The following is a 20,735-nucleotide window of genomic DNA, read 5'->3' on the forward strand; positions in this document are numbered from 1 at the left end:
GCCCGGGTTATGTGAGGGAATTAAAAGCAAAATTGCCTCTTTTCCAGAGAGCGTGGGCCACAAATAATAAATATTTTTAGGATTTTCCTTATGTTGATTGCGTAAATAGCCAGCGCTTTGTCATCGGCCCTTCATGATCGTTATTAATTAATAATGCGGCAGCGGCCGGCTGCATTTTTTCCTGGAGCGACGGTGGCGTTTTGCGTACGGTCATGTTGGCAAGTTTGACGCCGGTCAACGGCAGGGGTGGCGGGCTTAACGCTTTAATGCCACAATACTTTTTTATCGGTTTGTGGGATGGATGATGAAAAAGTTAGTGATTGTCGGTGCGCTGTTGATGCTGGCCGGGTGTGTCCAGGTTGATAATTACGATACCGTCGTTAAAGCGCCAGCGCCCGCCGGGTTAGAGGGATACTGGCAGTCAAAAGGCCCGCAGAGCGAAATGATGAGCCCGGACGCGATTGCCAGCCTGATTGTGACGAAAAATGGCGACACCCTGGATTGTCGTCAGTGGCAGCGCGTCATCGCCACGCCGGGTAAATTAATGCTGCGTGACGAGCAGGTCTATAACGTCACCTCCAGACTCGATGTTTATCCTGTTGAGCGCTCTGGTAATACGCTGCAATACGATCGCATGACCCTGACTCGCGTTGACCGCCTGACCGCCGAGTGCGAGCAGGCGTGGAAAAAAGCCGCGGCAGGGAAAAGCGTGAACTAATGCAGGTGCGGGCTGAGGCAACGTTCAGCCCGCGAGCTTCCAACGACTACAGCACCTCCTCAATGACCCAAACGCTGACGCTTCCGCCGTTGCAGGTAAAAGTGCCGCAGCCTTCGTCGTCGGTTTCTACCACCTCCTGGCGATTGCCCAGAAAATCTTTCCAGCGCTTATTGCCATAGTTGGCGCCCAGCGGCAGCTGCTTCTCTCCCTCATCGCCGTTAGACAATACAACGACGCATCCCGGATCTTCATCGGTGCCGCTGCGGCTGAACGCAATGCAGTTGGGATGATCGAACCACAGCGTCTGGACGCCGTGGGCAAAACGCTGGCGGGCATCAATCAGTTCATGCAGTTGCTCAATAACCGGCATCTCAATGGCATAGGTCTGGCCATCACCACCGGTATCTTCATAGCTGGCGCCGAAGAGGTCGGCATAAAAAACCGAGGGGACGCCGTTTTCGCGCAGCAGAATGAGCGCATAGGCCAGCGGTTTGAACCACGGTTCGACGGGAGCCTCCAGCGCCTGCAAGGGTTGAGTGTCATGGTTGGTCACCAGCGTAACGGCATGAAACGGGTCGCTTTCAACCAGCGTGCCGCTAAAAATCTGGCTCATATCGTAGTCGCGCCCCTGACGTGACGCCTCGTGAAACTTCATCTGCAAAGGGGCGTCAAACAGCATCGTTTTACCGTCGACGCGCTCAATATATTGCTGGAGCTTATCAACTTCATGCGACCAGTACTCCGCCACGATAAACAACGGCTTTGTCGCCACTTCCTGGACGTGGTCAATCCACGCTTTATAAAACCATGCGGGAATATGTTTAACCGCATCGAGACGAAAACCGTCGCAGCCGGTTTGCTCCATAACCCAGCGGGCCCAGTACTTCAGCTCTTCGGCGACCGCATGATTGCGGAAATCAATATTCTCGCCCATCAGGTAATCGAAATTACCCATCTCATCATCGACCTGATCGCTCCAGCCTTCGCCGGTATAATCGTTAACAATTTTAAAAACGCCGTCCTCGTCGGGATTCTCGATGTGATCGACGCCGCTGAAACATTTGTAGTCCCAGATAAACTGAGAGTACTGCCCGTCCCGGACCGGGAAGGTGTAGCGTGTCCAGGCTTCGCACTCGATAATCTCCTCCGCGATTTGCGTCCGGTCCTGCTCATCGACGCGCTGCACGCGAATATGCTCTTTCTCATCTGCGCCCATCTTGTGGTTGACCACCACATCAAGCAGCACCGCAATATCGTGCTGGTGAAGGGCCGCAATGGCGGCAAGGAGCTGGGCTTTATCACCATATTTCGTGGCAATGGAGCCTTTTTGGTCGAACTCGCCGAGGTCAAACAGATCGTAGCTGTCGTAGCCGACGGAGTAACCGCCGGACGCCCCTTTGTAAGCCGGCGGTAGCCAAATCATGTTAATGCCAATTTCATTCAGGTTCGGGGCCAGGGCTTCGACTTCGCGCCACAACTCGCCGCCGGCGGGGTAATACCAGTGAAAGCACTGCAGTAACGTGGGGTTTTTCATCTTCCATGCTCCAGACGTCATCAAGCTGACCTTTGCAGTATGAGATATCTCCAGCAAATCCGATCAATTTTGGCTCTCTTTTCGCTATGTCTTAAATCGCTGCATATATAATATTTCGGAATAAGATGTAGCGTATAGGTGTTGGTGAGCGAAACTAAACGCCTTACACTACTGGAAAATATCACTTATCAGGGGCATCTATGAAATTAGCACTTCTGGGTCGTCAGGCGCTGATGGGCGCGATGGCTGTAGTTTTAATGGCCGGCGTCAGCGCAAAATCGTTTGCTGCGGAAAATCTGCTCGGGCAGATTAAAGAGCGCGGGACGCTGCGCGTAGGACTGGAAGGGACCTATCCGCCGTTCAGCTATCAGGGCGACGACGGAAAGCTGACTGGTTTCGAGGTTGATTTTGCTAATGAACTGGCGAAACATCTGGGCGTGAAGGCCGATCTGAAACCGACCAAATGGGACGGCATGCTGGCTTCCCTCGATTCTAAACGTATTGACGTGGTGATTAACCAGGTCACCATTTCCGACCAGCGCAAGCAAAAGTATGACTTCTCTACCCCCTATACGGTGTCGGGTATCCAGGCGCTGGTGAAAAAAGGCAATGAAGGCATTATCAAAACCGCAGCGGACCTGAAAGGTAAAAAAGTCGGCGTCGGTCTGGGGACCAACTACGAAGAGTGGCTGCGCCAGAACGTCCAGGGCGTAGATATTCGTACCTATGATGATGACCCGACTAAATATCAGGATCTGCGCGTGGGCCGTATTGACGCGATTCTGGTCGATCGCCTGGCGGCGCTGGATCTGGTGAAGAAAACCGGCAATACCCTGGCGGTGACCGGCGAAGCGTTCTCCCGTCAGGAGTCTGGCGTGGCGTTGCGTAAAGGCAACGAAGACCTGCTGAAAGCGGTTGATGGCGCGATTGCAGATATGCAGAAAGATGGCAGCCTGAAAGCGCTGTCGGAAAAATGGTTTGGCGCTGACGTGACGATGTAACGGCGGGCGGTGAAAAAAGGCGCTATTGATAGCGCCTTTTTTTATTTCGTACGCCAGTGTGTGCATAATAAAGATAACTCAGTCAGGAGGTACCATGTCACTGCAAAATTTAACGCGCTTCCCGCGCCTGGAATTGATTGGCGCGCCGACGCCGCTGGAATATCTACCGCGCTTGTCCGATCATCTGGGCCGCGAGATTTTTATAAAACGTGACGACGTGACCCCGCTGGCGATGGGCGGCAATAAGCTGCGTAAGCTGGAGTTCCTGGCGGCAGATGCGCTGCGTGAAGGTGCGGATACGTTAATCACCGCCGGCGCGATTCAGTCGAACCACGTTCGTCAAACGGCGGCGGTGGCCGCGAAACTGGGTCTGCACTGTGTGGCGCTGTTGGAGAACCCTATTGGCACTCGCGCCGAGAACTACCTGACCAACGGTAACCGCCTGCTGCTGGATCTGTTTAATACTCAGGTTGAGATGTGCGATGCGCTGATCCAACCCGATGTTCAGCTGGAGGAGCTGGCAACCCGCATTGAAGCGCAGGGCTATCGGCCCTATGTCATTCCGGTGGGGGGCTCAAATGCGCTTGGCGCGCTGGGCTATGTGGAAAGCGCCCTCGAAATCGCTCAGCAGTGCGAAGGCGCCGTGGAACTCTCTTCCGTGGTGGTCGCCTCCGGGAGCGCGGGTACTCATGCCGGACTGGCCGTAGGACTGGAACAGCTGATGCCAGGGGCTGAGCTGATTGGCGTCACCGTATCACGCAAGGTGGCGGATCAGTTGCCGAAAGTCGTTGCGCTTCAGCAGGCGGTGGCGAACAGTCTGGAGCTCCAGGCCAATGCGGAGATTAAGCTGTGGGATGACTATTTTGCGCCGGGATATGGCACGCCGAACGACGAAGGAATGGAAGCCGTGAAGCTGCTGGCGCAGCTGGAAGGCATTCTGTTGGATCCGGTTTATACCGGCAAAGCGATGGCCGGGTTGATTGACGGCATTAATCAGAAGCGCTTTAAGGATGAAGGGCCGATTTTATTTATCCACACGGGTGGAGCGCCGGCGCTGTTTGCCTATCATCCCCATATCTAAAGCAGAACATACAGAATGCAAGAGAGTATCCAACTGGTTATCGATTCCGCGCCTTATCTGCTGAAAGGCGCGGTGTTTACTTTACAGCTGAGCATCGGCGGTATGTTCTTTGGCCTGGTGCTGGGCTTTATCCTCGCTTTGATGCGGATGTCGCCTCTGTGGCCGGTGAAATGGCTGGCGAGAATGTATATCTCCATCTTCCGCGGTACCCCGCTGATTGCCCAGCTGTTTATGATCTATTATGGTCTGCCGCAGTTTGGTATTGAGCTCGACCCGATCCCGGCGGCTATGATTGGCCTGTCGCTTAACACCGCGGCCTACGCGGCGGAAACGCTGCGGGCGGCGATCGCCTCGATTGACAAAGGGCAGTGGGAAGCGGCGGCCAGTATCGGTATGACGCCGTGGCAAACCCTGCGCCGGGCGATTTTGCCGCAGGCTGCGCGCGTGGCGCTGCCACCGCTCTCCAATAGTTTTATCAGCCTGGTAAAAGATACCTCGCTGGCGGCCACCATTCAGGTTCCGGAACTGTTCCGTCAGGCGCAGCTGATTACCTCGCGCACCCTGGAGGTATTTACTATGTATCTGGCCGCATCGCTGATTTACTGGGTGATGGCGACGGTGCTGTCCTCGTTGCAGAACTATTTTGAAAACCAGCTGAATCGCCAGGAGCGTGATCCAAAATGAGTGCCATTGAAGTCAAAAACCTGGTGAAAAAATTCCACGGCCAGACGGTACTGCACGGTATCGACCTCAATGTCCAGGAGGGGGAAGTGGTGGCGATCATCGGCCCCAGCGGCTCCGGTAAAACGACGCTGCTGCGCAGTATTAACCTGCTGGAACAGCCGGAAAGCGGGACCATCCGGGTGGGCGATGTGACCATTGATACCGCGCGCAGTTTCAGCCAGCAAAAAGGGTTGATTCGCCGCCTGCGCCAGCATGTGGGTTTCGTGTTCCAGAGCTTTAACCTGTTCCCGCATCGTACGGTACTGGAAAACATCATTGAGGGGCCGGTTATCGTCAAGGGTGAGGATAAAAACGAATCCATTGTTCGCGCCCGGGAACTGCTGGCAAAAGTGGGGCTGAACGGTAAAGAAAACAGCTATCCCCGCCGTCTGTCCGGCGGCCAGCAGCAGCGTGTGGCCATCGCGCGTGCGCTGGCGATGCGCCCGGATGTGATTCTGTTTGATGAGCCGACATCGGCTCTCGATCCTGAGCTGGTTGGCGAGGTGCTGAACACCATTCGCCAGCTGGCGCAGGAGAAGCGCACGATGGTGATTGTGACTCATGAAATGAGCTTTGCCCGCGATGTCGCGGACCGCGCTATTTTTATGGACCAGGGGCGTATCGTCGAACAGGGGGAGGCGAAAGCGCTGTTTGCTAACCCGCAACAGCCGCGCACCCGCCAGTTCCTTGAAAAATTTCTGATGCAGTAATTTTTACCAGCTCGCGGCGGCCGTCCCCAGCGGCGAGGGCGGCCGCGACCAGACCACCGGTGTTCCCGCCAGCTGTAACGGAAAGCGCAGACGCTCAGCCAGGCCGAAAGCTGACCACTCCAGCGCCGGCTGGAAATCGCTCCGCTGCGGTTCACGAAAAGAGAGGGGGCTTTCTGGCGTGGGATATTGCATTAAGCATGCCGCCACCCGAGCCAGCGACAGGCGCGCGCGGTAACCCTCACCGCAGGTCGCACGACGATAAAGACCTTTGAGTACCGCGGCAGCCATTAAATAACCGGTGGCATGATCCAGGGCCTGAACCGGCAGAGGCACCGGTTTATCCGCCAGGCGCCACTGTTGACCGGCTGCGGCAATGCCGCAGGCCATCTGCACCAGACTGTCAAAACCGCGGCGGTTACGCCACGGACCGCTCCATCCCCAGGCATTCAGCGACACATCGACCAGCCCTGGTCTGAGTCGAGCCCGGGTTTCGCTATCGAATCCCAGGGTGTCCAGCGCATCGGCACGGTAGCCGTGTACGATAACATCAGCCTGAGAGAGCAAATCTATTAAACGTTGCTTATCGATTGCTGTTTTAATATTCAGTCGTGCGCAGCGCTTGCCGGGCGTGATTTCCTCTTCGAGCGTCGGCTCATACCAGTCTGGCGGATCGATCCGCAGCACCTGCGCACCGAGGCCGGCGAGCAGACGGGTGGCCACCGGTCCGGCAATAATCCGCGTCAGATCGAGAACCCGAATGCCGAGCAGCGGCCTGCTGCGAGATAAACGCCAGTCGACGGGGGAGCCAGACGGTAACGGTGTTTCGATCAGCAGCGGTTCCTGAATGACCGCCACGCCCTGCGGGTGCGCCTGCCATTGTCGGGCGCTGCGCATTGCCGCCGCACAACCGCCTGCTTCGACGACCGCTTGTTCAAGCGCCTCAGCCTGCCACTGACTAACCGCGGACGCCAGAGAAGCCCGGGAGTCATGTTCACCTAAAACGCGCGCCATGGCACGACGGTGGTGATGTGCGTTGGTATGCAAACGGATCCAGCCTTCCTCAGTCGGGTAGTCGCCGGCCAGGGGATCCCAAAGCGACTGGGGCGGCCGGTTTACAGGATACAGGCTATGATTAAACCAGTAAGACGCGAGGCGTCGGTCGACCCGGATGGGCGAGGGAGAGCCTGAGAGTTGTGCCAGTTGACCGCCCGCGACGGCAATAGAAGCTGAGGCAAAATCGGTGACGGCAAAGCAGGAACGCAACGCCCCCGTCTGGGTAAATTCGACTTCCGGGGCCGGGTGGGAACTAAAGGCCTGCCATAGCCGGGAATATATCGTGTTTAGCGATAATGGATCCGACATACTTTTCTCCGGTAACGGGTGAGGAGCGCCAGTCATGGCCTAATAAGTGCGATGCATACGATATTTTATACATATAAATAAGATTTATGTGTTAGTTTTCTGTATTTCTAATAATGATTATTACTCAGGAGTTATTTGGTCGGTTATGAGGGACATTGATTTTTTCAGCTGGCGGCGGGAAATGCTGCAACAATTTCAGTCAATCGCGACGGGAGGGGAAGTTTATAATCTCCTGCAACAACAAACGGAAGGGCTGGAATATGACTATTTTGCGCTTTGCGTACGCCACCCCGTGCCTTTTACCCGGCCCAGGATTACGCTGCAATCGACCTACCCGCAGGCGTGGATGACACACTACCAGGCGGAGAATTATTTTGCTATCGATCCGGTATTGCGTCCCGAAAACTTTCTCCGTGGCCATCTGCCGTGGGATGACAGACTCTTCCGCGATACGCCGGAATTGTGGGATGGCGCGCGGGATCACGGGTTGAACAAGGGGGTTACCCAGTGTCTGACCTTGCCTAATCATGCTCAGGGGTTTTTGTCCGTTTCCGGCCGCAGCCGCAGCGCAGGGCCGTTTCATGAAGACGAGCAGGAGATGCGCTTAAGAACGCTGACCGAGCTGAGCCTGCTGACGTTACTGCGGCTGGAAGATGCGATGGTCATGCCGCCGGAAATGAAGTTTAGTCGTCGTGAACTGGAAATATTGAAATGGACTGCGGAGGGAAAAACATCGGCTGAAGTGGCGATTATTCTCTCTATCTCAGAAAATACCGTTAATTTCCATCAAAAAAATATGCAACGAAAATTCAATGCGCCAAATAAAACGCAAATCGCCTGTTATGCGGTGGCGACCGGTTTAATTTGAGCAGGTAGGGTGTTCTGCGTGTCAGACGTGGGGACCGGCTGTGCTGAACTCACAGCCGGTTGACTGTTACTGGCGGTAAGCTTGTTTAATTTGCTTAACGGTGCTGGAGAATACGGCAGCCTGAGCCTCATCTTCCATCTGCGTGATCTGTTTTTCCATTTTAATAATCACCCGACCCGCATCCGCCTGGCCCATTGCCTGGAGCATCAGCGTCAGCAGCGTTTTCAGGCAGGTCACTTCCTGCGCCAGTTCTTGATTATTTTCTGCAGTGGAAAAATCTGGAGTGCTCATCGATATCCTCGTTTGCTATCGGCGCTTTTGCGCAATACTAAATGTTAAGGCGGCGCAGTATACCACAAGCGACGGGAAAAAAAGGAGCGCGTAATTTGTGTCCTCTCATCAGAGGTGTAGGCGCATTAATTGCCTGAATAATACGTAATCTGCCCGCGCATCGCAGGTTAATTTTTGCGGTAGTGTGTTTTCATCGTTAATTATTGTTACATATTTTGTTTCGTATTTTGCCCTGCGGTATCGCGGCGCCCTGCGGGTGTTTTTGTAGGGCAAATGTTAAAAATGAAGCGTAATACAACTTACTGTTATCTATAAGTTTCCACTTGCTGTGCAGACAAATTGACATATCCGGGGAAGAAACTTTCCGTAGGGCATTTTTTTGCCTTTTAAAGTGACGAGAAAACCCGGTAATATGTATGAGATAAGCTATCCGTAGCGTTATCCCTAATTCTGGAGATTATTCCTTTGATCAACGTCCTTCTTGTTGATGACCACGAGCTAGTGCGCGCAGGGATACGACGCATTCTGGAAGATATAAAAGGGATTAAAGTTGTCGGTGAGTCCTGCTGCGGCGAGGATGCGGTGAAATGGTGCCGCGCCAATTCCGTTGATGTTGTTCTGATGGACATGAACATGCCTGGAATGGGTGGCCTGGAAGCCACGCGCAAGATTGCGCGTTCCATTGTCGATACCAAAGTGATTATGCTCACCGTGCATACCGAAAATCCGCTGCCGGCAAAAGTGATGCAGGCTGGTGCCGCAGGTTATCTGAGTAAAGGTGCTGCGCCTCAGGAAGTGGTGAATGCCATTCGCTGCGTAGCGTCCGGCCAGCGTTATATTGCTTCCGATATCGCCCAGCAAATGGCGCTTAGCCAGATTGAGCCGGAAAAGACAGAATCGCCTTTTGCCAGTTTGTCTGAACGCGAATTGCAGATTATGCTGATGATCACCAAGGGTCAGAAGGTGAATGAGATCTCAGAGCAGCTAAATCTGAGTCCCAAAACCGTGAACAGCTATCGCTACCGGATGTTCAGTAAATTAAACATCCACGGTGACGTCGAGTTGACCCACCTGGCCATTCGACATGGTCTGTGCAATGCGGAGTCGTTAGCAAGTCAGTGAGTGATGTTTTTGACGCAAAAGCTTTCCTGAAAACGGTAACCAGCCAGCCGGGCGTCTATCGCATGTATGATGCTGGCGGCACCGTCATCTATGTTGGCAAAGCAAAAGATCTGAAAAAAAGGCTGAGCAGCTATTTTCGGAGCAACCTGGCTTCGCGTAAAACCGAAGCGCTGGTGGCGCTGATTGCGCAAATCGACGTGACCGTTACCCATACGGAAACGGAAGCGCTGCTGCTGGAGCACAACTACATCAAGCTGTATCAGCCGCGTTATAACGTGCTGCTGCGTGATGACAAATCCTACCCCTTCATTTTCCTTAGCGGTGATACCCACCCGCGCCTGGCAATGCACCGCGGGGCGAAACACGCCAGGGGCGAGTATTTCGGTCCTTTCCCGAATGGTTATGCGGTTCGCGAGACGCTTGCACTGCTACAAAAAATTTTCCCTGTGCGTCAGTGCGAGAACAGCGTGTACCGTAACCGGTCGCGTCCGTGCCTGCAGTATCAAATTGGCCGCTGCCTGGGGCCCTGTGTGTCAGGCCTGGTGAGTGAAGAGGAGTACGCGCAGCAGGTTGAATATGTGCGGCTGTTCCTCGCAGGTAAAGATGATCAGGTGCTGACGCAGCTCATTGCCCGGATGGAGAAAGCCAGCCAGGCGCTGGAGTTTGAAGAAGCGGCGCGCATTCGCGATCAGATTCAGGCCGTACGCCGGGTGACCGAGAAACAGTTCGTCTCGAATACCGGGGATGACCTCGACGTTATTGGCGTCGCCTTTGATGCGGGCATGGCCTGCGTCCACGTTCTGTTTATTCGTCAGGGCAAGGTTCTCGGTAGCCGCAGCTATTTTCCGAAAGTGCCCGGCGGTACGGAGCTTGGCGAAGTGGTGGAGACGTTTGTCGGCCAGTTCTATCTGCAGGGCAGCCAGATGCGTACCCTGCCGGGAGAGATTCTGCTCGATTTTAATCTTGGCGATAAAACCTTGCTGGCGGATTCCCTCTCTGAACTGGCGGGGCGCCGGGTGAACGTCCAGACGAAACCGCGCGGCGACCGGGCCCGCTATCTGAAGCTGGCACGTACCAATGCGGCCACGGCGCTCACCACGAAACTTTCCCAACAGTCGACGATCCATCAACGTCTGCAGGCCCTGGCTACCGTACTGAAACTGCCGGCCGTTAAACGTATGGAATGCTTTGATATCAGCCATACTATGGGTGAACAGACGGTGGCTTCCTGCGTGGTGTTCGACAGTAACGGGCCACTGCGTGCCGAGTATCGACGTTACAATATTACCGGCATTACCCCGGGCGATGATTATGCGGCGATGAACCAGGTTCTGCGCCGCCGCTATGGTAAGGCAATAGAAGAGAACAAGATTCCTGACGTTATCCTGATAGACGGCGGTAAAGGGCAGCTTGGGCAGGCGAAAAGCGTCTTTGCCGGGCTGGATGTGCCCTGGGATAAACAGCATCCTCTCTTATTGGGGGTGGCAAAAGGTAGCGATCGTAAAGCCGGGCTGGAAACGTTATTCTTCGAACCAGAAGGCGAAGGGTTTAACCTGCCGCCTGATTCGCCTGCGCTGCACGTTATTCAGCACATTCGCGATGAATCCCACGATCATGCCATTGCCGGGCATCGTAAAAAACGGGCAAAAGTGAAAAGCACCAGTTCACTGGAGACTATCGAAGGGGTAGGGCCGAAACGCCGCCAGATGCTGCTGAAGTATATGGGCGGATTGCAAGGGTTACAGCAAGCCAGCGTCGAGGAGATAGCCAAAGTACCGGGTATATCTCACGGTCTGGCAGAAAAGATCTTCTACTCGTTGAAACATTAGGGGCTCTGTAGCAACATAGGGCTAATTTTTACTTCTAACAGATAGTTACCTGTCACTATGCAATTTAATATCCCTACATTGCTTACTCTGTTTCGCGTCATCCTGATACCGTTCTTTGTGCTGGCGTTTTATCTGCCTTTCGTCTGGGCCCCTTTTGCCTGCGCCCTGATCTTTTTTGTCGCTGCCGTTACCGACTGGTTTGATGGTTATCTGGCCCGCCGCTGGAATCAGAGCACCCGTTTCGGCGCTTTTCTTGACCCGGTTGCCGATAAGGTGATGGTGGCGATTGCGATGGTGCTGGTGGTTGAGCACTATCACACCTGGTGGGTAACCCTGCCGGCCGCGACCATGATTGCCCGTGAAATTATTATTTCTGCGCTGCGTGAGTGGATGGCCGAACTGGGCAAACGCAGCAGCGTGGCGGTCTCCTGGATCGGGAAAGTGAAAACAACCGCGCAGATGACGGCACTGGTGTGGATGCTGTGGCGACCAAACGCCTGGGTAGAGTGGGCCGGAATCGCCCTGTTCCTCGTGGCAGCGGTGCTGACGCTGTGGTCTATGCTGCAGTATTTGAACGCCGCACGCGGAGATTTGCTTGATCAGTGATCGTTTCGCCGCAAATTTCAGCAAACGACACAAGGATTTAAAAAATATCGTTGACTCATTTCGCCAGGTAAGTAGAATGCAACGCATCGAACGGCAGCACAGCTTGCCAGACGATAACAAAATCAAGTGATTAGCAAATTTGCTTGATAATGCGGGAATAGCTCAGTTGGTAGAGCACGACCTTGCCAAGGTCGGGGTCGCGAGTTCGAGTCTCGTTTCCCGCTCCAGATTAAAAACATCGGCAGATGCGGGTGTTTAAGTATTAAGGCGCGTTAGCAAAGCGGTTATGTAGCGGATTGCAAATCCGTCTAGTCCGGTTCGACTCCGGAACGCGCCTCCAATTTACATCCCGAGCCCGGATGGTGGAATCGGTAGACACAAGGGATTTAAAATCCCTCGGCCATAGGCTGTACGAGTTCAAGTCTCGTTCCGGGTACCATTGGGATTATAGAATAAAATCAATGATAAGCAGTGTCGTGAAACCACCTACGGGTGGTTTTTTCATTTCTGAAATCCCTCCATTCCTGATATCACGGCGTAACATCTTTCTTGTCGCACGGTCCGCCGACTGACGGAGCAACCGCAATTATTCTGCCATACCGACCGTTTCCCGAAGATCTCATGACGGGGTAATTTACGCCGGGTGAAATCCCGCCAGGCCAGCCGCTTAAACTGATATCATCAATGTCTCTGTTCTTCGGAAAAGGTGTTCATATGCTGCATTCTGGCCAGCCGGCGAGGCGTAGAATTTTCATCGGCGATATCCACGGTCAGTACCACAAGCTCGCCGCTTTGCTGGAACACCTTGATGCTCTGTACCAACCGGATGAGCGTTTACTGATCTTCGTCGGCGATCTGATTGATAATCAGCCAGGGGCGCAGATCGACCACCTGGCGGTGCTGGAGCGGGTGAGGGCGGAAGTGGAATCGGGACAGGCGATATGTCTGATGGGCAATCATGAATTTAACGCCGTTGGCTGGGCACTGCGCCATCCGCATCGCGCTCAGCCGCTGCGGCCGCACTCCCCGAATAATCGACGTCAGCATCAGGCCTTTCTGGCCGATGTCGTCGAAGACACTCCGCGGCATGATTTCTGGATCGACTGGTTTAAAACGCTGCCGCTGTTTGTTGATTATGGCGATATTCGGGCGGTACATGCCTGTTGGCAGGACAAGACGATTGCCCGACTGCGACCGTGGCTGGATGAACAGAATCGGTTGAAACCCGAAAGCTGGGTCGCTGCTTTTGATCAACAGCATCCTCTGTTCCGGATGATCGAGACCGTGCTTAAAGGACCAGAACTGAAACTACCTGCAGGCTTTAGCTTCGTGGATAAGACGGGCGTCGAGCGCCGCCATATTCGTCTGCGCTGGTGGCGGGATGATGCGAAAACCTATCGCCAGATAGCCCAGGTTCAGCCGGAAATGATCGGCCGGATCCCGGATATTCCTCTGGAGCAGACCCATCTGGACACAACAGATGTCCCGGTGGTGATCGGTCACTACACTTTATCCGGTGAACCTTGCTCCTTGAGCGAGCGTGTTGTCTGCGTCGATTACAACGCGGCGAAAGCCGATAACCCGCTTTACGCCTGGATTCAGGAACCCGGTTCGCAGCGCGCGATAACGGGGACGTTTGTCCGCCAGCCCACAACCCTCTCCCGCCATCCTGCCGGGTAGTACCGGTATTCAGCGTTTCCCCCCCATTTTTCTCAGGCGCGGTATGGCCAAACTGCGGTAAAATAGCGCTCCGGTTCGCCGGACTATTATCCTTTGGGAACGGAACGCCGTTATGGCAATAAAAACAAATTAAATGAGGGATCTTATGGCTACATTGCTTGAAAGCTACGGTGATTGCTTCCGCAAATATGCCACCTTTCGCGGGCGTTCGGCTCGCAAGGAGTATGTGGTTTTTACCGTCGCCAACTTTGTGCTTTCGGCCGTACTGGGGTTGATTCCGATCGTGGGAGGCCTGTTTGGCCTGATCATCATTATCCCCGGCATCGCGGTTGCGGTGCGCCGTCTGCACGATTTGAACAAATCAGGCTGGTGGCTGCTGTCACCCTATGCTGTTCTGCTGGTTGGCTTTATCGGCATTATCGCCACCGTTGATAACGGCGAGGCGGCCGTCTGGGTATGGATAACGGCGGCGGGAGGCATGGCGGCGCTGGCGTTGTCTATCTGGCTGCTGTTTGCCCGCGGCACCGATGGTGTCAACCGCTATGGCGACATTCAGCAAGAGAGTGAATACAGCCCGTCAGCAGCCCGGCAGAGCGCGCCGCTCTCATCCGCCGATGATGTGCGGGAACGCCTCGCGCAGGCGAAAAAAATGTTCGATGACGGAACCATTACCGAGAGCGAATACGAAACGATGCGCGCCAGCATCATTAAAGACATTTAACGCTTGCTGAGTGCGCTGCCGGGTGGTTTTCTCCCGGCATTTCCGCTACTGTATGCGCCATTTTTCTACCACGACGAGCCTGTTTATGAAAACCGGACCCCTGAACGAAAGCGAACTTGAATGGCTGGACGATATCCTGTCGAAATACGCCACCGAGGGCGCCATCCTTGATGTCTCAGAGCTTGACGGCCTGCTGACGGCCATTCTCTCCGGCCCGAAAGAGATTGAACCGGCTCAGTGGCTGCTGGCTATCTGGGGCGGAGCGGACAATGTGCCGCGCTGGGCGAATGACCGCGAGCGCGACCACTTTGTTAACCTGACTCTGCAGCACATGAGCGACATTGCCGAGCGTCTGGACGAGTATCCCGATCAGTTTGAACCGCTGTTTGGGACCCGCGAAGAGGAAGGTCAGGAGCTGACGATTGTTGAGGAGTGGTGCTTCGGCTATATGCGCGGCGTCGCTCTCGGAAACTGGCCCGCTCTGCCGGAAGAGCCGCAGTCGGCGCTGGACAGCATTGCTTTGCACGGCACGGAAGCGCAGTTTACAGCGGTTGAGGCGCTCTCTGTCGATGAGTTTATCGCCAGCGTGGATCATATCCGCCCGGCAGCGCTCTCGTTGTACCAATACTGGACTGAGCATGCTGAGCCGGAAGTCGTGCAGCAACCGATCCGCAATGAAGTCAAGGTCGGGCGTAACGATCCCTGTCCCTGTGGCAGCGGTAAAAAATATAAGCAGTGTTGCTTAGCGAAATAAATAACGGGTCTGCTGGTCTGATGCCGATCGTTTAAGGATCGGCTGACCGCTCCGGCAGAGGGGGAACTATCCGTCATCTCAAAGAGATTGCCGATTTTTATCCGGCGCTGTCAGGTTTTCAACACGCCTTCGGATAAGTCTGTCCTGGAGGTCGCTGTTAAGCCAGGGATGTCGGTTTTACGCTGGTTTGCGCGAAAAGGGGTCTGTCGCGTGGGTTCCGTGGAATATTCCGTCCGCGTATTTCTGTTTCCTGCGCGACAGATGAACTTCCCAGGGCCGGTTTCGCCCGGCCCTGGGAACCCGGCATCGCTCTGGCCGGCGATAAACCAAAAAAATGCGGGTCGCCTTTAAGTGACCCGCATTAGGCCAGAGGCCGTTTTTTTTATCCTACCGCCGGGAGCAAACCCGCGACGATGCAAAACTGAATAGCGACAATCGCAATACCACACAACAGCACCAGCCACAGCGCCGGTGTTCCCCCGGCGACCCGCCAGGGAGCGTCAGGGTGCTGTTTCCGACTCTTCATCACCAGCAGCGAAGGCAGCATGAGCGCCAGCACCGCCAGCGCGACGCCGGCATAGCCCAGCGCCATCACGAAGCCGCGCGGATAAAACAGGGCAAACGCCAGCGGCGGGAGGAAGGTGATTGCACCGCTTTGCAGACGACCGCCGGGGCTGTTTTTACGCTGGAACAGATCGGCCAGATAATCAAACAGTCCAAGCGCCACGCCAAGGAACGAGGTGGCCAGCGCGAGGTCGGCGAACAGATGCACTGCCAGTTCAACGTGCGGCGACGCCACGACTTCGCGCAGTGCTTCCAGCAGTCCGTTCAGGCCGGCATTTTGCGCCAGCAGCGCGGTAAACGCCGGGGAGTCAATACTGCCGAGCGTCGCCAGCTGCCAGAAAATATAGGCGACCAGCGGGATAAAGCTACCGATGATAAAGACCCGACGCAGCTTACGAATATCGCCGTTAAGATAGCTGACGATGCTCGGCACGCTACCGTGAAAACCGAAAGAGGTAAAAATCACCGGGATCGCCGATAGCGCCAGGCCCTGCTGGAGCGGGAGCGTCAGCAGATTGATGCGATGGATATGCGGCAACAGCAGCGCCAGCATAATGGCGAGAAAAATGATCTTGGCGCTAAACAGGAAGCGGTTAAACAGATCAACCAGCGATGTGCCGAGGCAGACTACCGCGCCACCAATGGCGGTAAACAGCAACACGCCGCCCGCAGGAGGAAGCGACCAGCCCAGCCACTGGTTGAGGCTGGAGGCCAGCAGTTCGCCCGCGCCGCTAATGTAGGCTGCGGTTAGCGCATACATCAGGAATAACATGCAGAAGCCGGTCACCCACTGCCCGTAACGTCCGAGATAACGTGCCGCCAGCGAACCGAGCCCCATATCGGCGGGCACGTGCTGATAGACCTCCAGCAGTAATAACGCGGTGTAGCACATCAGCGCCCACAGCGCGATCAGTAAGCAGAAGGTGACGCCAAAACCCACGCCCGCGGAAGCCAGCGGCATTGCCAACATCCCTGCGCCGATTGTGGTCCCGGCCACGATTAAAATACTACCCAGAGTGCGGTTCTTCACGTTTCTCTCTATCCATGAAGGAATTAACAATAAAATATGTCGCGCAGAGTATGTGAAATTATCATTCTCGTCAAATGAGGGTTACAGTGGTTGTAATTAAATATTTACACTCCGCGAAGGCCGCCTGAAGGCTGCGCTGGCGCAAAGCTTCCAGCCGTTCGCCGGGCTATGCTGGGCGTTTTACAGGAGGAGCTATGCAATCGATTCATGGTCATGAAGTGCTGCAGATGATGATCGCCTCGGGCGAACCTTACTCAACGGCCACTCTTGAGGCGGCAATCATCGCCCGCTTCGGCGCAGATGCACGTTTTCATACCTGCTCGGCAGAAAATTTAAGCGCGGCGGAGCTGGTGGCATTTCTACAGAAAAAGGGGAAGTTTGTTGCCGTAGAGGCGGGGTTTAATACGCGTGAGAGTAAGATCTGCCGGCATTAATTTAGCGGCGAAGCCGAAACTTCGCCGCCGGGATAATTAATTCTGCGTGTCGAGCGTCGCCAGCTCTTTATCAATAAAGTACAGGCCTTCGCCGCTTTTACCGGCGAGGGTCAGCTTATCAATAACAGATTTAAATAATTTCTCTTCTTCGTGCTGTTCAGCCACATACCACTGCAGGAAATTAAACGTCGGATAATCCTGATTAGTCATGGCGGCGTGGGCCAGCTCATTAATTTTCTGGGTAATCAGCTGTTCGTGTTCGTAGGTGACGCGGAACAGCTCATCCAGCGATGCGTACTCGGCAAACGGTGAGGAGATAGCGTTGATGCAGGGCAGGCTGCCGGTATCGGTCAAATAATCAAACAGGCGCTGCATATGGGTCATCTCTTCCTGCGCATGACGGCGGAGGAATGCGGCGGCGCCTTCAAAGCTGTGGTAGCTGCACCATGCGCTCATTTGCTGATAAAGCAGAGAAGAATAAAGTTCAAGATTCATCTGCTCATTCAGTTTATCGATCATTTCTGTTTTCAGCATCGCGTGTGCTCCGAAAATAAAGGGTCAACGTAATTGTGCGGTTACTATAATTTGTTATTAATTTATTTGCAAAAAGTAAATTAAAAAACTTATTTATTAAAAATGAAAATGGGAATAAAACGCATTGGCAATTTAATAAGTAATGAGAATGGTTTCGGTTTAATATTTTAGTCAGTTCGTATTATCAAAATAAAAAACAGAAATAAGGTGTCTGGCGTTGGCAGGAAGATGGACTGCCAGGGAGCTGACTGCGTCTCTGCCTGTGGCGGCTGGTACCGGGAGGGCGGGGGCGAAGGCGAAAAATGTGAAGCGCTACGTAATTTATAAAACAACTTTTCATAAAATTTGAAAGTGCGTTTGTTAAGTAGTAGAGTCCATCATAACGCTAACGAACTATCGCGGGAGTGCCCGCACAGCATTCAGGAGAGTAAAGCATGAAAATTGCACTGATGATGGAAAACAGCCAGGCCAGCAAAAACGCCATCATCCTCAACGAGCTAAACGCCGTTGCCGATGAAAAAGGGTTCCCGGTATACAACGTCGGGATGAGCGATGAGCACGACCATCATCTGACCTATATTCATCTGGGCATCATGGCCAGCATTCTGTTGAATTCGAAAGCGGTTGATTTCGTGGTAACCGGCTGCGGAACCGGACAGGGCGCGCTGATGTCGCTGAACATCCACCCAGGCGTAGTGTGCGGCTACTGTATTGATCCGGCTGATGCCTTCCTGTTTGCGCAGATTAATAACGGTAATGCGCTGTCCCTGCCGTTTGCCAAAGGTTTTGGCTGGGGTGCCGAGCTGAACGTGCGCTTTATTTTTGAAAAAGCCTTCACCGGTCGCAATGGCGAAGGTTACCCACCGGAGCGCAAAGAGCCGCAGGTGCGTAACGCCGGGATCCTGAATACGGTGAAAGCTGCCGTGGTGAAAGATAACTATCTGGATACTCTGCGCGCTATCGATCCGGAACTGGTCAAAACGGCTGTCTCCGGCCCGCGTTTCCAGCAGTGCTTCTTCGAGAACTGCCAGGATAAAGAGATCGAAGCTTTTGTCCGCCAGATAGTCGGCTAAGCAAGCTCTCGTTTTTTTCGAATAAGGCCAGCCTCCGCTGGCCTTTTTGCTGCTATTTTTTGCTCTGCGAGACGCTGCTACCGGCATCTTTGCTCAATCGCAGACTATCTACCATTCCCACCAGACAAATTAAGGCAATAAAGACAAAGGAGAGCCGGAAGCTGATCCCCGGTAGGGTCGTCAGACTTAACCACTCACTGGCTTTTTCACCCATGCGAATGCCGATCGCGCCGAGGGTGATCCCCAGACCCACGGCCAGCTGTGACGCGGTACTGAACAACGTATTGGCGTAGCTCATCTGCGCAGGCGGAACATCGGCAAAAGCAAGCGTGCTCACACCGGTAAACTGAATCGAGCGGAATACGCCGCCGAGATACAGGATCATACAAATAAGCCAGACCGGGGTCTGCGGCGTTAAAAAAGCACAGGCGAGCAGCGAGATGACGTTTAGCGTCCCGTTTATCAATAGCAGCCGACGGAAGCCGAGCCAACGGATGAGCGGGGTGGTGGCGGGTTTAATGGTGAAGTTGCCGACAAACACCGCCAGCACCAGCAGCCCGGAATGGAACGGATCCATACCAAAGCCAACCTGAAACAGCAGCGGTAACAGAAAGGGGACGGCGCTGATGGAAGCACGGAAAAGCGATCCTCCGTACATCGTAACCCGAAAGGTGGGCACCTGTAGCGCATCGAGACGTACCATCGGCCACTCTGCCCGGCGGAAATGGCGCAGAGCGAACAGCATGCATCCCGTACCGATCCCCAGCAGGACCAGGGTTGTCCAGCCTTGTGGTCGGCTATCGCCAAGCAACTCCATGGCGCTCACCAGGCTCACCATAGCAACCGATGTCGCAAAGAAGCCGGGAAGGTCAAAGGGACGTCGCTGCGCTTCGCGGATATCGGGAATAATTCGCAGCGACAGCGCGATGGCGATCAATCCCAGAGGAACATTAATAAAGAAAATCCAGTGCCAGCTGGCATAGCGGGTAATAAAGCCACCCAGCGGTGGACCGATGATCGGCGCAACCAGCGCCGGCCATGTCAGTGTGGCAATGGCTTTGATGAGCTGATCTTTTGGCGTGGTACGCAGTACCGCCAGGCGGCCGACGGGCACCATCAGCGCGCCACCAATACCCTGAAGGATTCGCATGGCGACAAAGGTGTCCACGTTGCCGGCAAAGCCGCAAAAAACGGAGGCAAGCGTAAAAATGGCCAACGCCAGCGTGAAGATCTTACGCGCGCCGAAGCGATCGGCAATCCAGCCGCTGGCCGGGATCAATACCGCCAACGTAATCAGGTAGGCGCTGATGCCGATATTGAGGTCAACCGCCGCAACGCCAAAATCTTTTGCCATGTCCGGCAGCGCGGTAGCGATTACCGTCCCGTCAAGAAACTCCATGAAAAATGCGCCGGCGACCAGCAGCGCAGGAGCAGAGAAGGCGCGGCCTTCTCGTGAAGAGATATCTGTACTCATTGTGTGTTTGCCATCGCCTGGTGAGGTGCCTATCGCGGGAAAAACGTGCAGGCTCTTAACTCTGCGATTTCCCTCACTTTTGTTTAATTTATAAATTATTCTTGTAAATAAATTGTGATTTAGCGCATGTTTCTATTGATTTATGTGATGCAAGTCATATTATAGACCCCATCAATGGTAACACCTGCATAACAAAACCGGAGTCGCTTCATGAAACTGCGCAAAATTCTGAAGAGCATGTTCGAGCAGTACTGCAAAACATTCAAAGATGTACCGCCTGCCGGTATGTTCTGATAAAAAAACCTGCTGCGGCAGGTTTTTTTATCTCTCGGGATTTAGGTTACTATTACGCTCCTCGAAAAAGGAGTAATAAATGTCTCAACATCTCACCGAACAAGACGAACTGGTTTCTGACGTTGTCGCCTGCCAGTTGGTTATCAAACAGATTCTCGACGTCATTGATGTCATCGCCCCTGTTGAAGTCCGCGAAAAAATGACCACGCAGCTGAAAGCCATCGATTTTGCCAGCCATCCGGCTTCGGCCGATCCGGTGACGCTGCGCGCGGTCCAAAAAGCGATTGCGCTGATTGAGCTTAAGTTTACGCCGCAGGGTGAAGCACACTAAG

22 protein-coding genes and 3 tRNA genes are annotated in these 20,735 nt (G+C 54.2%); 19 read left to right on the forward strand and 6 right to left on the reverse strand.

What is annotated here, in order from left to right; genetic code table 11:
- Positions 1–301: 301 nt before the first annotated feature.
- A complete protein-coding gene (yedD, locus tag Q1L34_RS08780; RefSeq protein WP_160873412.1) occupies positions 302–718 on the forward strand; it encodes a lipoprotein YedD in 417 nt (138 codons plus the stop codon).
- 46 nt (positions 719–764) lie between these two features.
- Here the strand turns inward: yedD and amyA are convergent, their stop codons facing one another.
- Positions 765–2,252, reverse strand: coding sequence for an alpha-amylase (gene amyA / locus Q1L34_RS08785; RefSeq protein ID WP_004864174.1), 1,488 nt, complete (start codon positions 2,250–2,252; stop codon positions 765–767).
- Between the two features lie 200 nt (positions 2,253–2,452).
- On the opposite strand from amyA, the gene tcyJ reads away from it, so the two are divergent.
- The 4 genes from tcyJ (at position 2,453) to tcyN (ending at position 5,767) form a co-directional block, all read left to right on the forward strand.
- Positions 2,453–3,253 carry a cystine ABC transporter substrate-binding protein gene (gene tcyJ / locus Q1L34_RS08790; protein ID WP_004864171.1) on the forward strand — a complete coding sequence of 267 codons (801 nt, stop codon included), beginning with the start codon at positions 2,453–2,455 and terminating at the stop codon, positions 3,251–3,253.
- Between the two features lie 94 nt (positions 3,254–3,347).
- Positions 3,348–4,334 (forward strand): D-cysteine desulfhydrase, encoded by a 987-nt coding sequence (gene dcyD, locus Q1L34_RS08795; protein WP_160873411.1) that lies wholly within the window; start codon positions 3,348–3,350, stop codon positions 4,332–4,334.
- 15 nt (positions 4,335–4,349) lie between these two features.
- On the forward strand, positions 4,350–5,018 hold the full coding sequence (gene tcyL / locus Q1L34_RS08800; RefSeq protein ID WP_004864166.1) for a cystine ABC transporter permease: 669 nt from the start codon (positions 4,350–4,352) through the stop codon (positions 5,016–5,018).
- Positions 5,015–5,767 carry an L-cystine ABC transporter ATP-binding protein TcyN gene (tcyN, locus tag Q1L34_RS08805; protein WP_004864162.1) on the forward strand — a complete coding sequence of 251 codons (753 nt, stop codon included), beginning with the start codon at positions 5,015–5,017 and terminating at the stop codon, positions 5,765–5,767. The genes tcyL and tcyN overlap by 4 nt, the downstream gene beginning before the upstream one ends.
- A gap of 3 nt (positions 5,768–5,770) precedes the next feature.
- On the opposite strand, the gene Q1L34_RS08810 is transcribed toward tcyN, so the two are convergent.
- Complete coding sequence (locus Q1L34_RS08810) at positions 5,771–7,129, reverse strand: CoA transferase (RefSeq protein ID WP_327204462.1); 1,359 nt, start codon at positions 7,127–7,129, stop codon at positions 5,771–5,773.
- A 145-nt stretch (positions 7,130–7,274) separates the two neighbouring features.
- On the opposite strand from Q1L34_RS08810, the gene sdiA reads away from it, so the two are divergent.
- Positions 7,275–7,997, forward strand: coding sequence for a quorum-sensing transcriptional regulator SdiA (gene sdiA, locus Q1L34_RS08815; protein ID WP_004864155.1), 723 nt, complete (start codon positions 7,275–7,277; stop codon positions 7,995–7,997).
- Positions 7,998–8,063: 66 nt separating this feature from the next.
- Here sdiA and Q1L34_RS08820 read toward each other — a convergent pair whose 3' ends face one another.
- A complete protein-coding gene (locus Q1L34_RS08820) occupies positions 8,064–8,288 on the reverse strand; it encodes a DUF2594 family protein (protein WP_004864152.1) in 225 nt (74 codons plus the stop codon).
- A gap of 465 nt (positions 8,289–8,753) precedes the next feature.
- On the opposite strand from Q1L34_RS08820, the gene uvrY reads away from it, so the two are divergent.
- The 9 genes from uvrY to Q1L34_RS08865 all read left to right on the forward strand — a co-directional run bounded on the left by uvrY (position 8,754) and on the right by Q1L34_RS08865 (position 15,000).
- On the forward strand, positions 8,754–9,410 hold the full coding sequence (gene uvrY / locus Q1L34_RS08825; RefSeq protein ID WP_004864149.1) for a UvrY/SirA/GacA family response regulator transcription factor: 657 nt from the start codon (positions 8,754–8,756) through the stop codon (positions 9,408–9,410).
- The gene (gene uvrC / locus Q1L34_RS08830; RefSeq protein WP_004864146.1) at positions 9,407–11,239 is read left to right on the forward strand and encodes an excinuclease ABC subunit UvrC; all 1,833 of its coding nucleotides are present in this window, start codon (positions 9,407–9,409) and stop codon (positions 11,237–11,239) included. Before uvrY ends, uvrC begins: the two co-directional genes overlap by 4 nt.
- 57 nt (positions 11,240–11,296) lie before the next feature.
- Positions 11,297–11,845 (forward strand): CDP-diacylglycerol--glycerol-3-phosphate 3-phosphatidyltransferase, encoded by a 549-nt coding sequence (gene pgsA, locus Q1L34_RS08835; protein WP_004864143.1) that lies wholly within the window; start codon positions 11,297–11,299, stop codon positions 11,843–11,845.
- 151 nt (positions 11,846–11,996) lie between these two features.
- Positions 11,997–12,072: transfer RNA gene (locus Q1L34_RS08840), tRNA-Gly, on the forward strand.
- Positions 12,073–12,111: 39 nt separating this feature from the next.
- Positions 12,112–12,185 (forward strand) — tRNA-Cys (locus Q1L34_RS08845).
- A 13-nt stretch (positions 12,186–12,198) separates the two neighbouring features.
- Positions 12,199–12,284 (forward strand) — tRNA-Leu (locus Q1L34_RS08850).
- Between the two features lie 275 nt (positions 12,285–12,559).
- Positions 12,560–13,525 (forward strand): metallophosphoesterase, encoded by a 966-nt coding sequence (locus Q1L34_RS08855; protein ID WP_327204463.1) that lies wholly within the window; start codon positions 12,560–12,562, stop codon positions 13,523–13,525.
- A 145-nt stretch (positions 13,526–13,670) separates the two neighbouring features.
- Complete coding sequence (locus Q1L34_RS08860) at positions 13,671–14,246, forward strand: DUF805 domain-containing protein (RefSeq protein ID WP_004864134.1); 576 nt, start codon at positions 13,671–13,673, stop codon at positions 14,244–14,246.
- 85 nt (positions 14,247–14,331) lie between these two features.
- Positions 14,332–15,000: a YecA/YgfB family protein gene (locus Q1L34_RS08865; RefSeq protein ID WP_015583992.1), complete on the forward strand. Its 669-nt coding sequence runs from the start codon at positions 14,332–14,334 to the stop codon at positions 14,998–15,000.
- A gap of 382 nt (positions 15,001–15,382) precedes the next feature.
- Here the strand turns inward: Q1L34_RS08865 and tyrP are convergent, their stop codons facing one another.
- The gene (gene tyrP / locus Q1L34_RS08870) at positions 15,383–16,594 is read right to left on the reverse strand and encodes a tyrosine transporter TyrP (RefSeq protein WP_032717084.1); all 1,212 of its coding nucleotides are present in this window, start codon (positions 16,592–16,594) and stop codon (positions 15,383–15,385) included.
- Positions 16,595–16,788: 194 nt separating this feature from the next.
- Here tyrP and Q1L34_RS08875 point away from each other — a divergent pair, with 194 nt between their 5' ends.
- Entirely contained in the window at positions 16,789–17,028 is a 240-nt protein-coding gene (locus tag Q1L34_RS08875) for a YecH family metal-binding protein (RefSeq protein WP_032717085.1), read from the forward strand.
- Positions 17,029–17,064: 36 nt separating this feature from the next.
- Here the strand turns inward: Q1L34_RS08875 and ftnA are convergent, their stop codons facing one another.
- Positions 17,065–17,562 carry a non-heme ferritin gene (gene ftnA / locus Q1L34_RS08880; RefSeq protein WP_004864122.1) on the reverse strand — a complete coding sequence of 166 codons (498 nt, stop codon included), beginning with the start codon at positions 17,560–17,562 and terminating at the stop codon, positions 17,065–17,067.
- Between the two features lie 434 nt (positions 17,563–17,996).
- Here ftnA and Q1L34_RS08885 point away from each other — a divergent pair, with 434 nt between their 5' ends.
- Entirely contained in the window at positions 17,997–18,635 is a 639-nt protein-coding gene (locus Q1L34_RS08885; RefSeq protein WP_004864120.1) for an RpiB/LacA/LacB family sugar-phosphate isomerase, read from the forward strand.
- Positions 18,636–18,687: 52 nt separating this feature from the next.
- On the opposite strand, the gene Q1L34_RS08890 is transcribed toward Q1L34_RS08885, so the two are convergent.
- Positions 18,688–20,109 carry an MFS transporter gene (locus Q1L34_RS08890; RefSeq protein WP_015583994.1) on the reverse strand — a complete coding sequence of 474 codons (1,422 nt, stop codon included), beginning with the start codon at positions 20,107–20,109 and terminating at the stop codon, positions 18,688–18,690.
- A 210-nt stretch (positions 20,110–20,319) separates the two neighbouring features.
- Here Q1L34_RS08890 and azuC point away from each other — a divergent pair, with 210 nt between their 5' ends.
- Both azuC and Q1L34_RS08900 read left to right on the forward strand, forming a co-directional pair.
- Positions 20,320–20,403 (forward strand): stress response protein AzuC, encoded by an 84-nt coding sequence (gene azuC, locus Q1L34_RS08895; protein WP_015583995.1) that lies wholly within the window; start codon positions 20,320–20,322, stop codon positions 20,401–20,403.
- Positions 20,404–20,482: 79 nt separating this feature from the next.
- On the forward strand, positions 20,483–20,734 hold the full coding sequence (locus Q1L34_RS08900) for a DUF2766 family protein (RefSeq protein WP_004864113.1): 252 nt from the start codon (positions 20,483–20,485) through the stop codon (positions 20,732–20,734).
- Position 20,735: the final 1 nt, after the last annotated feature.

The sequence above is a fragment of the Klebsiella ornithinolytica genome, assembly GCF_030505655.1.
GTDB lineage: Bacteria > Pseudomonadota > Gammaproteobacteria > Enterobacterales > Enterobacteriaceae > Klebsiella > Klebsiella ornithinolytica.

What these genes read in the sequence shown, in the direction of transcription:
- yedD (WP_160873412.1), top strand. Translation starts at nt 302, where the DNA reads ATGATGAAAAAGTTAGTGATTGTCGGTGCGCTGTTGATGCTGGCCGGG.
- amyA (WP_004864174.1), bottom strand. Translation starts at nt 2,252, where the DNA reads ATGAAAAACCCCACGTTACTGCAGTGCTTTCACTGGTATTACCCCGCC.
- tcyJ (WP_004864171.1), top strand. Translation starts at nt 2,453, where the DNA reads ATGAAATTAGCACTTCTGGGTCGTCAGGCGCTGATGGGCGCGATGGCT.
- dcyD (WP_160873411.1), top strand. Translation starts at nt 3,348, where the DNA reads ATGTCACTGCAAAATTTAACGCGCTTCCCGCGCCTGGAATTGATTGGC.
- tcyL (WP_004864166.1), top strand. Translation starts at nt 4,350, where the DNA reads ATGCAAGAGAGTATCCAACTGGTTATCGATTCCGCGCCTTATCTGCTG.
- tcyN (WP_004864162.1), top strand. Translation starts at nt 5,015, where the DNA reads ATGAGTGCCATTGAAGTCAAAAACCTGGTGAAAAAATTCCACGGCCAG.
- Q1L34_RS08810 (WP_327204462.1), bottom strand. Translation starts at nt 7,129, where the DNA reads ATGTCGGATCCATTATCGCTAAACACGATATATTCCCGGCTATGGCAG.
- sdiA (WP_004864155.1), top strand. Translation starts at nt 7,275, where the DNA reads ATGAGGGACATTGATTTTTTCAGCTGGCGGCGGGAAATGCTGCAACAA.
- Q1L34_RS08820 (WP_004864152.1), bottom strand. Translation starts at nt 8,288, where the DNA reads ATGAGCACTCCAGATTTTTCCACTGCAGAAAATAATCAAGAACTGGCG.
- pgsA (WP_004864143.1), top strand. Translation starts at nt 11,297, where the DNA reads ATGCAATTTAATATCCCTACATTGCTTACTCTGTTTCGCGTCATCCTG.
- Q1L34_RS08855 (WP_327204463.1), top strand. Translation starts at nt 12,560, where the DNA reads ATGCTGCATTCTGGCCAGCCGGCGAGGCGTAGAATTTTCATCGGCGAT.
- Q1L34_RS08860 (WP_004864134.1), top strand. Translation starts at nt 13,671, where the DNA reads ATGGCTACATTGCTTGAAAGCTACGGTGATTGCTTCCGCAAATATGCC.
- Q1L34_RS08865 (WP_015583992.1), top strand. Translation starts at nt 14,332, where the DNA reads ATGAAAACCGGACCCCTGAACGAAAGCGAACTTGAATGGCTGGACGAT.
- Q1L34_RS08875 (WP_032717085.1), top strand. Translation starts at nt 16,789, where the DNA reads ATGCAATCGATTCATGGTCATGAAGTGCTGCAGATGATGATCGCCTCG.
- ftnA (WP_004864122.1), bottom strand. Translation starts at nt 17,562, where the DNA reads ATGCTGAAAACAGAAATGATCGATAAACTGAATGAGCAGATGAATCTT.
- Q1L34_RS08885 (WP_004864120.1), top strand. Translation starts at nt 17,997, where the DNA reads ATGAAAATTGCACTGATGATGGAAAACAGCCAGGCCAGCAAAAACGCC.
- Q1L34_RS08890 (WP_015583994.1), bottom strand. Translation starts at nt 20,109, where the DNA reads ATGAGTACAGATATCTCTTCACGAGAAGGCCGCGCCTTCTCTGCTCCT.
- azuC (WP_015583995.1), top strand. Translation starts at nt 20,320, where the DNA reads ATGAAACTGCGCAAAATTCTGAAGAGCATGTTCGAGCAGTACTGCAAA.
- Q1L34_RS08900 (WP_004864113.1), top strand. Translation starts at nt 20,483, where the DNA reads ATGTCTCAACATCTCACCGAACAAGACGAACTGGTTTCTGACGTTGTC.